13 protein-coding genes and 1 tRNA gene are annotated in these 10,983 nt (G+C 33.4%); 5 read left to right on the top strand and 9 right to left on the bottom strand.

Annotated features, from left to right (window positions below; all coding sequences use genetic code 11):
* The 4 genes from Q0800_RS13990 to Q0800_RS14005 form a co-directional block, all read left to right on the top strand.
* On the top strand, positions 1-358 hold a 358-nt coding region (locus tag Q0800_RS13990; protein ID WP_299130969.1), incomplete at its 5' end, for a DUF2721 domain-containing protein.
* Positions 359-553: 195 nt separating this feature from the next.
* Positions 554-922: a hypothetical protein gene (locus Q0800_RS13995; RefSeq protein WP_299130971.1), complete on the top strand. Its 369-nt coding sequence runs from the start codon at positions 554-556 to the stop codon at positions 920-922.
* A 592-nt stretch (positions 923-1,514) separates the two neighbouring features.
* Positions 1,515-1,862, top strand: a complete 348-nt coding sequence (locus tag Q0800_RS14000) for a hypothetical protein (protein ID WP_299130973.1) — start codon at positions 1,515-1,517, stop codon at positions 1,860-1,862.
* 402 nt (positions 1,863-2,264) lie between these two features.
* Entirely contained in the window at positions 2,265-3,107 is an 843-nt protein-coding gene (locus Q0800_RS14005; protein WP_299130976.1) for a helix-turn-helix domain-containing protein, read from the top strand.
* Positions 3,108-3,139: 32 nt separating this feature from the next.
* On the opposite strand, the gene Q0800_RS14010 is transcribed toward Q0800_RS14005, so the two are convergent.
* The 9 genes from Q0800_RS14010 to Q0800_RS14050 form a co-directional block, all read right to left on the bottom strand.
* Positions 3,140-3,592 (bottom strand): hypothetical protein, encoded by a 453-nt coding sequence (locus tag Q0800_RS14010; RefSeq protein ID WP_299130978.1) that lies wholly within the window; start codon positions 3,590-3,592, stop codon positions 3,140-3,142.
* A 156-nt stretch (positions 3,593-3,748) separates the two neighbouring features.
* Positions 3,749-3,907: a hypothetical protein gene (locus Q0800_RS14015; protein WP_299130980.1), complete on the bottom strand. Its 159-nt coding sequence runs from the start codon at positions 3,905-3,907 to the stop codon at positions 3,749-3,751.
* A gap of 660 nt (positions 3,908-4,567) precedes the next feature.
* Positions 4,568-4,642 (bottom strand) — tRNA-Val (locus Q0800_RS14020).
* Between the two features lie 61 nt (positions 4,643-4,703).
* Positions 4,704-5,921 carry a folylpolyglutamate synthase/dihydrofolate synthase family protein gene (locus Q0800_RS14025; protein WP_299130982.1) on the bottom strand — a complete coding sequence of 406 codons (1,218 nt, stop codon included), beginning with the start codon at positions 5,919-5,921 and terminating at the stop codon, positions 4,704-4,706.
* 3 nt (positions 5,922-5,924) lie between these two features.
* Entirely contained in the window at positions 5,925-6,767 is an 843-nt protein-coding gene (locus Q0800_RS14030) for an energy transducer TonB (RefSeq protein ID WP_299130984.1), read from the bottom strand.
* A gap of 76 nt (positions 6,768-6,843) precedes the next feature.
* A complete protein-coding gene (locus tag Q0800_RS14035) occupies positions 6,844-7,236 on the bottom strand; it encodes a biopolymer transporter ExbD (RefSeq protein WP_299130986.1) in 393 nt (130 codons plus the stop codon).
* 116 nt (positions 7,237-7,352) lie between these two features.
* Positions 7,353-8,048, bottom strand: coding sequence for a MotA/TolQ/ExbB proton channel family protein (locus Q0800_RS14040; protein WP_299130988.1), 696 nt, complete (start codon positions 8,046-8,048; stop codon positions 7,353-7,355).
* 63 nt (positions 8,049-8,111) lie between these two features.
* Complete coding sequence (nhaD, locus tag Q0800_RS14045) at positions 8,112-9,503, bottom strand: sodium:proton antiporter NhaD (RefSeq protein ID WP_299130990.1); 1,392 nt, start codon at positions 9,501-9,503, stop codon at positions 8,112-8,114.
* Between the two features lie 165 nt (positions 9,504-9,668).
* On the bottom strand, positions 9,669-10,736 hold the full coding sequence (locus tag Q0800_RS14050; protein WP_299130993.1) for an anhydro-N-acetylmuramic acid kinase: 1,068 nt from the start codon (positions 10,734-10,736) through the stop codon (positions 9,669-9,671).
* Positions 10,737-10,827: 91 nt separating this feature from the next.
* Between Q0800_RS14050 and Q0800_RS14055 the strand changes: the two genes are divergently transcribed.
* Positions 10,828-10,983, top strand: a 156-nt coding sequence (locus Q0800_RS14055) for an acyl-CoA dehydrogenase family protein (RefSeq protein WP_299130996.1), incomplete at its 3' end; no start/stop codon positions are given.

A 10,983-nucleotide genomic window follows, 5' to 3' on the forward strand; every position in this document is an offset into this window, starting at 1 on the left:
TTTGCCAGGTATTTGTTTGCTCATTCTATCTACTTCAAATATTATGATAGACTTGAGTAGGGAGATTAAAGTGCTTATCAATGAAAATGAAGGGAATGCTTCCACCTTAATTGAGCGCAAACTAAAGCAACTTAAACTCATTAATAGTGCCATGGCACTATTGTATTTATCAGTAGTTAGTTTTGTGCTTTCAGCACTATTTTCTGGACTAAAGGAAAACGTAGGTTGGAATTTTAAAGGAGATATTTATGTGCTTTTTTTGGGAATATTAGTAGCAATTCTAGCACTTTTAAGCTTGATGTTATATTCTTTTAGAGCAGTAAAACTCCGGCAAGACCAGTACCATAAAAATTGTTAGAAACTAAAACGAAACCATTTAATGAATTCAATACTAAAAACCAAGAATAAAAAAAAAACACACTTTACTTTCAAATAAAAAATATACAAATTTAAAGCAATAATCTATTTTTTAGCACCTAGATGACAATGCTATTTTTAAACTATTAATAATTAGTAACCATAAATAATTTAATAACCAATAAACACAAACATTATGAAATTTATCACAAAAAAAATCCATTCGTACTTAGATTACCCAGTAGCAATCTCTTTAATTGCGTTGCCATTTTTATTAAATTTAGGAGAATCCAATCCCATCGCCTTTTACCTTTCAGTTGTAGTAGGTGTTGCCGCTTTGATTTTGACTATCCTTACAGACCACCAGACGGGATTAATACCTGTTATCTCATACCGTTTGCACTTACTGGTAGACGGTGCGGTAGCGGTATTATTCATTTTGGCTCCATTTATTTTTTCTTTTGAAGGGATTGATGCTTATTTCTACTGGATTAACGGTGCTGCTGTACTCCTAGTGGTCTCGCTTCATAAAAAAGAAGTTGAAGGCTCTTTTATGCAGGCATAAAAAAGCTTTTACACAAAATAAAGCCTGTTTTCTAAAATCATAAATTGATTTTAGAAGGCAGGCTTTTTAAGTTTTATGCTTTCGCGAAAGCGAACCTTGTGAGGCCTTCTACCCGTAGGTGAGGTTGACATCCATTGGGAGCGTGATGCTATAAATAGAGACTGAGATGCACACTATTATTAGGAGCACCTACAAATAAAGCAAACAGCTAACCTCATAATCACAGGAAAAAGTAAAGCAAATCTACTTCAAAAAGTATGAGTCATTAAAGACTAAGAAGGAAGTAGTAAAGAGTAACTAAGTCATAAAGTTCAATCACCTTAATACACGCTATTTATATACTTACAGACTTCATTTTACACAAGTGATATAGAATCATAATAATAACGATAAAATTGCTCAATAGTAGTATTTGATAAGTCTAAATGATACTCACAAATGTGCGTCTTGAAGGTTTTAATGGCACTTTTGCTCATCGTTTTATACGAAAGTGAATAATGTACAATTTTACAGGAATAACCGCTATTTCAACCCCTTGATAACGAGGCTATATTTGGATTATAAATAATTAATAATCAAAAAAAACAATATTATGCGATTTATCACAAAGAAAATTCACTCGTACTTAGATTATCCCGTAGCAGTCTCTTTAATGGTTCTACCCTTTTTATTAGGCTTAGGAGAATCTAATCCCATTGCCCTTTATCTTTCTGTAATAGTAGGTGTTGCAGCTTTAGGCCTAACAATACTAACTGACCACCATACAGGGCTTCTCCCTATTATCTCATACCGATTACACTTGCTTGTAGATGGTGCGGTAGCCGTATTATTCATTTTGGCACCATTTATTTTTTCTTTTGAAGGGCTTGACGCTTATTTCTATTGGATTAATGGTGCTGCCGTACTACTAGTTGTTTCTTTACATAAAAAGGAAGCTTAAAAACGCTGTAGAGCAGCGTAAAAACTGGGGATATAGTAAAGCCTGCCCTCTAAAGTCATTAACTGATTTTAGGGGGCAGGCTTTAAAAGTTTTACGCTTTCGAGAAAGCAAATCACAAAACGCTCAATTAAAAAGAAAACAATAAAAACAAGGCTAGTTTTGATAACTTAAAAAATAAATGCAGTAAAAAATATTTAAATCATCATATTACATTCAACTACTTTTATCTTCTAAAAAACTTCTATGAAAATATACCATACATTCAAATCAAGCAAAGGGAAACTTTTATAGGTTTTGATGCTTAAATAAGTTTGGTTATGTTTCCAATGAAGTGTTACTATCTTTAACCGCAAAGCGATTTATTTTTTATATTTATAAACAAAATACAACCCCTTAGTATATATGAAATTAGATTATTCAAGTTTAAAAGACCAAAGCCAGTTAACGTTGACCGATTTTAGCTGTGGACCCGCAATAAATCTTTTAAGTAGAAAAGGATTGTATAAGATACTTTGGGCAAAAGACAAAGATGCTACCATTATAGTAGATGGGTATAGATTACAAATAAAAAAGAATCAGGTTGCATTTTGTACGCCGCTCAATATTGTAGAGATGGGAAAAGATGCTGGACTTACTGCGGTAATTTTTAATCGTGAGTTCTATTGCATACGCGACCACGATGCAGAGGTATCTTGCCAAGGGTTTCTATTCTTTGGTTCTTCACTTCCGCCTATAATTACCTTATGCGAAAAAGAAGTTGCTAGTTTTGAAGCAATGTTTCTTATTTTACGAGAAGAATTTGAAACAAAAGACCATATTCAAGGAGAAATGTTGCGTTCTATACTAAAACGATTACTCATTAAAGCAACACGATTAATTAAAATAGAAAATTCTGAAGAGGATATGCCTAAACCACAATACGATATGGTGCGACAGTACCATCTTTTAGTAGAACAGAATTTTAGAGAAAAGCATCAGGTAGCAGACTATGCAGAAATGCTTTTTAAATCGCCAAAAACACTATCTAATTTATTTAAAAAATCTGGAGACAAGTCACCTTTAAAAATCATTAATGAACGTATTATCTTAGAGGCTAAAAGACTACTCTTTTATTCTGATAAAACTGCTGAGGAGATAGGCTATGAAGTAGGGTTTTCTGAGCCTGCGCATTTCTCTAAATTTTTTAAAAATCAAGTGGGTTCACCACCAGCTACTTTTAAAAAAGAATTTAAAGCATCTTTGTAAGTTCTTTCTATTCTTTCAAAATTTACAGAGTACTAGAAAATCCCACTTGGCAATGTATCTAAATAAGCGTGCAATGTGCCTTCTCTAAACTTTGTGAATATATCGACTGTTTCTAGTTCAGAAACATTGTTCAAGAATTTCGGATTATAGTCTGTAAGAAATTCTTCAAATTCTATAACATTTTCAGACCGTCTAGCGCCTTTTCTAAAAATCTTTACCAGTTCTTTCTTTGTGTAAATTTCTTGCCCTATTTGATACCTTTTATGAGAATCTTCAGCATCCTTCAAAAAGTTACGATATTCAAAATTTGATGTTTCATAAATTTCGAGTGTCAATGCTGATACAGATTCAATTTCTGAAATTTTCTTCGTAGAAACTGTTCTTACATCAGTTTCGTAATTTAAAGTATTTACAGCGACATGGTTTTGTGCCGTAAGCGTTACGGTTAGTAAAAGTGTTACGATTGTTGTGATTAGAGTTTTCATATCTATTTTGTTTTAAATTATAGTGTAAAAGTAGCTTGATAATTAAGGCGGTATAATGGCTATTTGGTGCTTTAAGTTGTATATCTTTCCCTTGTCTGGTGGTGGCATTATGTTATTGCCTACTAGTGAGATGGTATCAATGAGGTTTTTCTTTGTCTAGGCAGCATTAAAGAAATTTTCTAATACATCGTGGTCTGTATTTCCTCTATTTTCTGTAATATTTTTGGCAAGTTTTGACAAAGCATCGAGTTTTTGGTCAAAAGATGCATGCCCAGGGCAGAAATCTAGGATTTGGTCATCGCTAAATCCGTTCATCTTATCTATTGCAGTATGCTCAGATAAGCAATACTCACAATTATTTACCTAGCCAACCGCAAGATTAACAACTTCTTTTTCTTTAGCCTTAAGCGATGTCTTGGAGTTTGAAAATTCAAGGTAATTTTTAAGTACATTCTCGAGTATACATAAGTTGAAAAAGGTTAGGTCCAAAACCTATGGCTTTTTCTAGGTTGTCAGAAATTGTTTGGTTTGTAGTATTTACTTCTTCTCTTGTTGGCACGTTAAATGTTGTTACAATACTTGTTTTAATTTGTTAAAAAAATTGTTGTTGAAAATTTGAAATAAAAGGTTTTTCTGATACAAAGTACACACCTGATGCCTACGGATTCTCACAATCTGTCTTTATGATTTACAGTTGCATATCATGTAATACGTTCTTGTTTAAATTGCTGAAAAATGGTTTAAGTATATTAAAAATGGTCTTCATCTTTATATAGGTTTTAATTAAACTACAAAGATGCGACGAAGAAGCGCCAGCAGAAATAGATATACTTCCTAAGGAATTACAGATTTTTACTATTAATTACTGAAAGACTTTATTGTTTTATAAAACTGAGAATTGTTGTATTGCTCTTGTTAACCAATTTGTCAACAAGAAATAAAAAGCCTCGCTATCGTTAGATGCGAGGCTTTTTGTGGGCGCGAAGGGATTCGAACCCCTGACCCCTTGGGTGTAAACCAAGTGCTCTGAACCAACTGAGCTACGCGCCCGATAATTGGATTGCAAATATAGATTAGTTTTTAATAACTCAAAAGGTTTTTTACAAAAAAATTATAATATTTCTGAGACTACAAATGTACTTCCGCCTACATAAATTAAATCTTCTTTTTTCGCATTCCTCTTTGCATTGTTAAAAGCATGCTCAACACTCTTATAACCATCACCTTTTAATCCTTTTTGGTTAAAATAGGATTGTAATTGCACTACATTTAAACCACGTTTTACATTAGGTTTACAAAAATAATATGTTGCCGATTTAGGAAACACCGTTACGATGGCGTCTAAATCTTTATCATTTACAACGCCTAAAACGATGTGTAAATTTGTAAAGACTTCAGCAGATAACTGCCCCATAACATAAGTGAGTCCTTCTTTATTGTGTGCCGTATCGCAGATAATTTTTGGTTGTTCGCCTAAAATCTGCCATCGCCCTTGCAAACCTGTATTTTTAGTTACTTGTAAAAGTCCCTTTTTCAATTGCTGTTTTAAAATTTTAAACCCTAATTCATTGAGTAAGTGTACAGATTGCATCACTGTTTTTATATTGTGCGCTTGGTAAGACCCTTTTAAATCACTTTCTAATGCGTTTTTTATTATCTGGTCTGCAAAATAGATAGAGGATTTAGTAGCTTCGGCTTTAGCTTTAAAAACCGGTGTTGTTTCTACTTGAGTCTGCCCAATCACTACTGGTCGATCTTTCTTTATTATTCCTGCTTTTTCTGCAGCTATTTTCTGGAGGGTATCTCCTAAAAATTGCATGTGATCGAAACCTATATTTGTAATGACGGCCATTTCTGGCGTAACTATATTTGTAGAATCTAATCGACCACCCAATCCTACCTCTATTACGGCTATATCAACATCTTTTTTAGCAAAATATTCAAAAGCCATTCCTACTGTCATTTCAAAAAAAGACAGGTGATTCGCTTCAAAAAAAGCCTTATTACGTTTTATAAAACCAATAACAAATTGCTTAGAAATAACGTCTCCATTAATACGAATACGCTCCCTAAAATCTTTTAGGTGTGGAGACGTATACAAGCCAACTTTATAGCCAGATTCCTGAAGAACAGATGCTAACATATGGCTCGTAGACCCCTTACCGTTAGTCCCAGCAACATGAATACACTTAAACTTTTGTTCTGGGTTTTTTAGGTGATGGCAAAGCCTTATAGTATTTGACAAATCCTTTTTATAGGCAGATTTACCTTTATTTTGATACATTGGAAGCTGTTGAAACATCCAATTAACGGTATCTAAATAGTTCATAAATTATTGACCTAAATCAAAATTAATACTCACAAAGCCTATCTGTTTTGCAGGAGCATTAGGATCTGCAGGCCATTTATGAGATAAAGCAATTTTCCTTGCAGGCTCTAACAGACATCCATCTGCATTAGTTGTACCTCTTATTCCTGGTTCGGCTTTAACAACCTTACCTTGTCGATTTACCTCTATTTTTACAACAACTAATCCATACTCGTTACAATCTTGCTTGTAAATGCGCTTAGATGGTTTTCCTCTCCCTCCTAAACCATAGCCAACTCCTCCTTTTCCTGGTCCAGTACCTCCAAAATAACTTGGTGCGTAGGGGTCACCGTCTAACTGTCCTTTATTACCACCTTGGGTGTCTGGCCCTTCGCCTCCATCGTCACTACCTTCTGCATCTTTTACACCTCCAATAAGGGCGTCAAGTTCTTTTCGCTTTCTATCTTCTTCTCGTTTTTTGCGTTCTTCCGCCTCTCTCTTTTCACGTTCTATGCGCTCTGCCTCTGCTTTAGCTCTAGCTTCTACTTCCTTTTGCTTTCTAATAGCTATTTCCTCAGCACTTTCTTGGGTTAATACCTCTTCTGTATTTGTTTGCGTGGGCTCGGTTGCAGATGTTTCTGGCTGAGATTCTTCAATAGGTTTTTCTTCTATAGCTTTTCTTGGTTGTGCTAATGGCTTATTACCACTTCCAAAATCAGTAGTGCCAAAATTTACAGCAATACCATATTCCTCTGGTGGGTCTAAATACTGCGGACCGACCAAAAACAATAACAAAAACAAAATCAACGTTATTAGAACTGTGATTCTTGCAGAATTACGCTGATGTTTGGTCTTAAGATATTTCATTTTACTCGTTTATAAGACTCACATCGTTTAAAACCCTGTAAGTTCTTTACTATTTGTTTTTCAAAAACAATGCCGTTTAATTTGGCTTTACCGCTAAAATCACTTTAAATTTATTTCTATTCGCTATATCCATAACCTTTACAACGTTCTCAACAGGCACAGATTTTTCGGCTCTTAGCACAATTGTAGGTGTTTCTTGCTGGGACAAAGCAGCAACTAATTGAGACTCTAAAACACTTTCTCCAACACGTTTTTGATCTATGTAATAGGTTAAATCTGCTTTAATACTAACCGCTGTAGATTTTTTATTCTCTGTTTTTCCGCTTGCTTTTGGCAAAATAATATCAATAGCATTGGTAGTTACCAAAGTTGAGGCAATCATAAAAAATATTAATAACAGAAATACAATATCTGTCATTGATGCCATGTTAAACTCTGGTGTTACCTTATTTCGTCCTCTAATATTCATCTATTCAAAATTTTTTTAATAAAATCAATAAAAAATTTATTCATATTCAGGAATTCGCTCAAAAAATTTCAATGTCAAATAATGTAACATTTAAATTTTTAATCACTCATTTCATATTAGATTGGTTCGTTTAAGTGATCTAAGAACTCTACGGAATTTGCTTCCATCTGGTAAACTACCTTATTCGTTTTTACAACAATATGGTTATACGCGACGTAAGCTATAATACCAACAATCAATCCTCCTACCGTAGTTGTCATTGCTGTGTAAAGTCCACTTGCTAAAACATCCATTTGAATGGTTCCGCCTGCATTTGCCAACTCAAAAATAGAAAGTATCATACCCACAACAGTTCCTAAAAATCCTATCATTGGTGCTACACCAGATATGGTTGCTAAAATGCTTACATTTTTTTCTAGATTGTAAATTTCTAACCTACCAGCATTTTCTATCGCAGTATTAATATCTTCTAACGGCTTTCCTATTCTGGTAATACCTTTGGCGATTAATCTTGATACTGGTGAATTTTGTTGTGCACATAACATTTGAGCGGAATCAATTTTACCATTGCTTACGTGGTCTTTAATTTGATTCATAAAATTTGAATCTACTTTTGATGCGGCTTTTATGGCAAAAATACGTTCAAAATATATAAATGACGCCAATATCAACAACAAAAATAAGATGAGTATAATTAGAATTCCGGAGGTTCCGCCACTCATAATTAATTCAATTATGGATAAGGTTTTCTCTACCTGTTCACCATCTGTTACAACATCGGTTGCTTCTTGAATATTACTCAGTAACATCATATAATAAATTTTAAGTTTTATAGTTTCTGTAAATTATAACGTTTGGTTTTTTAGTTAAGTATATTAAAGAATACCTCTCATAACCATAAAGGCAATAGCACCAGCTAAAAATCCTACTAGTGCTAACCATGATATTTTTTTTAAATACCAGAAAAAGTCAATTTTCTCCATTCCCATAGCTACAACACCAGCGGCAGAACCAATGATTAACATACTCCCACCTGTACCTGCAGAATACGCTATAAAATGCCATAACTGATCGTCTAGCCCCTCAGAAAACATACCTAAACTTGCTGCCACCAATGGTACATTATCAATAACCGCTGAACCTACACCAAGCAATACTACTACAAGGTCTGACACAACAGTTCCTACTGGTTCTGTACCTAAAAGTCCTATATTTTCTTTTAGACTTCCTGCAAAACCAAATAATATACCTAAGGATTCTAACGCCGCTACGGCCATTAAAATACCTAAGAAAAATAAGATACTTGGCAACTCAATTTTAGATAATGAATAGTGTACTGGACTATGACTTGCGTGAGAATCGTGGTCTTCAGAACCAACTTCTGAAATTGCAAATTTAGAATTACTGTAAATCTCTGCAAATATAGCAACAACACCTAAAGATAACATCATCCCCACATATGGTGGTAAATGCGTAATAACTTTAAATATTGGCACAAATACAATAGCACCCAAACCTAAGAATAGCATTGTAGAACTAAACTTATTCTTTGGTTTACCATCATCTGGTTGTAGTTCTAAATCCCCTTTAAAAGGTGTAAGCAAAGATGCTATAAATGTAGGAACCACCATACATAAAAGTGATGGTATAAAAAGATATATAAATAAGTTTCCTGAAGAGACTTTATCGCCAATCCATAACATAGTCGTAGTAACGTCTCCTATTGGTGACCAGGCTCCACCTGCATTTGCTGCTATAATAATTAAACCTGCGTACCAAATTCTAATGTGCCTGTCTTTAACTATTTTCTGTAAAATAGATATTAAAACAATTGTTGCTGTAAGATTATCTATAATTGCTGATAAGATAAATGCTAAACCAGCAAACATCCATAATAGCTTTTTTCTGCTATTAAAGTTAACCGCTGATTTAATTGTAGAGAAGCCATCAAAATAATCTATAATTTCTACAATGGTCATAGCACCTAGAAGAAACACTAAAATTTCGGCAGTCTTACCAAGATGATGCAACAATGTCTCTTCCATTAGGTGCATTTTCTCTTCGTGTCCAAGCATTCCAAAATTCTCCATTAAATTATGTTTAGCAGAGTCAAACCACTGTGCAAAATCGTCAATACCTAAGGAGATTAAGGCCCAACAAATTGCCATCATTACCAATGCCGGAATGAGTTTATCTATTTTAATATTATGCTCTAGGGTAATGGCCAAATAGCCAAAAACAAAAACAAGAATTATTGCGGTTTCCATAGTTAACGTAGTTTAAATTGATCGCTATAACCCGATCTTAATGCTTTTAATGAAGGTTTAATTTAGTATTATAAAGCTATTAAATTATAGTATCATAATTAATCTGCTTTGAGTTTAACAAATATAAAAAACTCTAATACTCTATTAGTTATTTAGACACTAATTTTAAGTATTAGGAAGCAAAATCTTTCCAGTTGAGTGATCCGTCTTTGCACCTGTCACACTTTTAAGACAATTAATTTCGTCTCTTTCTTTTAAAACGCCTAAAAAACCAAAGATTAAGGCTTCTTTAAATTCAACAATTTCACTGCTTGGGATGATAATATTTGCTACTGAAAGTTCTTTTATACGACGTATTAAAAACGTGTTATAAGCACCACCACCAGTTATCAATACTGATGAATTCTCTACATTTAAAATCTTTGAAATCTGCATTGCACAATGCTCAACAAAAGTTCTTAGAATATCTTTAATGCCAATAGCGTAGTTATCTATTATTGGAAAAATGTGGTATTGCACCCATTCTAAACCTAATGATTTTGGAGGAGACTGTTTATAAAATTGAAGTTGATTTAGACGCTCCAATAAATTAAAATTAATAATTCCACTTTCCGCTATTTTACCTTTATCATCATATTCTAAATTTAATTTTGAAACATAATGATTTAAAACAATGTTTACAGGACAAACATCAAAAGCAACTCTATCTGTATTAGACTCAAACGACACATTCGCAAACCCTCCTAAGTTGAGACAAAATTCGTAATCATAAAATAATAATCGATCACCAACAGGAACTAATGGCGCTCCTTGACCACCAAATTTAACATCCTGTACTCTAAAATCACAAATTACTTTAGTGTTAGTGATATTTGCAATATCTTGAAGGTTTCCAATTTGAAGTGTTAGATTTTTCTCTGGTTGATGTAAAGCCGTATGACCATGAGAACTTATAAAATCAATATTGGTAATCTCATGTTTTTCAATAAAGGCATTAATCTTATCTCCAAGGTATTTTGAATATTCGATATCAATGGCTTCAATTTCTGTTCTTGTTTTATCCGTCAACTCCTTTAATCTAGATTTCCAGGAAGTGTCATAAGGTAAGGTTTCTGCATAACGAATTGTAAATGACCAAGAATTTTTCAACATAAAATTTACGTAAATAATATCCATTCCATCCAAAGAAGTCCCAGACATTGTTGCAACCACATTGTAATACAATTTTATCATATTAGTAAAAATAATAATCTGTGTTGACAATACGGCAACAAAAAACTATCTTTGTATATATTTTTTAACAAATCAATAATTAATTTACATTATGGATTTTACCTTAACAGAAGAACACTTAATGATTAGAGATGCTGCAAGAGATTTTGCACAAACCGAATTATTGCCTGGTGTTATAGAACGCGATAACACTCAGACCTTTCCTGATGATTTAGTGCGTAAAATGGGAGACTTAGGCTTTATGGGA

Source organism: uncultured Winogradskyella sp. (assembly GCF_937958655.1).
Taxonomy (GTDB): domain Bacteria; phylum Bacteroidota; class Bacteroidia; order Flavobacteriales; family Flavobacteriaceae; genus Winogradskyella.

What these genes read in the sequence shown, in the direction of transcription:
- Q0800_RS14025 (WP_299130982.1), bottom strand. Translation starts at nt 5,921, where the DNA reads ATGAACTATTTAGATACCGTTAATTGGATGTTTCAACAGCTTCCAATG.
- Q0800_RS14050 (WP_299130993.1), bottom strand. Translation starts at nt 10,736, where the DNA reads ATGATAAAATTGTATTACAATGTGGTTGCAACAATGTCTGGGACTTCT.
- Q0800_RS14040 (WP_299130988.1), bottom strand. Translation starts at nt 8,048, where the DNA reads ATGATGTTACTGAGTAATATTCAAGAAGCAACCGATGTTGTAACAGAT.
- nhaD (WP_299130990.1), bottom strand. Translation starts at nt 9,503, where the DNA reads ATGGAAACCGCAATAATTCTTGTTTTTGTTTTTGGCTATTTGGCCATT.
- Q0800_RS13995 (WP_299130971.1), top strand. Translation starts at nt 554, where the DNA reads ATGAAATTTATCACAAAAAAAATCCATTCGTACTTAGATTACCCAGTA.
- Q0800_RS14010 (WP_299130978.1), bottom strand. Translation starts at nt 3,592, where the DNA reads ATGAAAACTCTAATCACAACAATCGTAACACTTTTACTAACCGTAACG.
- Q0800_RS14035 (WP_299130986.1), bottom strand. Translation starts at nt 7,236, where the DNA reads ATGAATATTAGAGGACGAAATAAGGTAACACCAGAGTTTAACATGGCA.
- Q0800_RS14000 (WP_299130973.1), top strand. Translation starts at nt 1,515, where the DNA reads ATGCGATTTATCACAAAGAAAATTCACTCGTACTTAGATTATCCCGTA.
- Q0800_RS14015 (WP_299130980.1), bottom strand. Translation starts at nt 3,907, where the DNA reads ATGAACGGATTTAGCGATGACCAAATCCTAGATTTCTGCCCTGGGCAT.
- Q0800_RS14030 (WP_299130984.1), bottom strand. Translation starts at nt 6,767, where the DNA reads ATGAAATATCTTAAGACCAAACATCAGCGTAATTCTGCAAGAATCACA.
- Q0800_RS14005 (WP_299130976.1), top strand. Translation starts at nt 2,265, where the DNA reads ATGAAATTAGATTATTCAAGTTTAAAAGACCAAAGCCAGTTAACGTTG.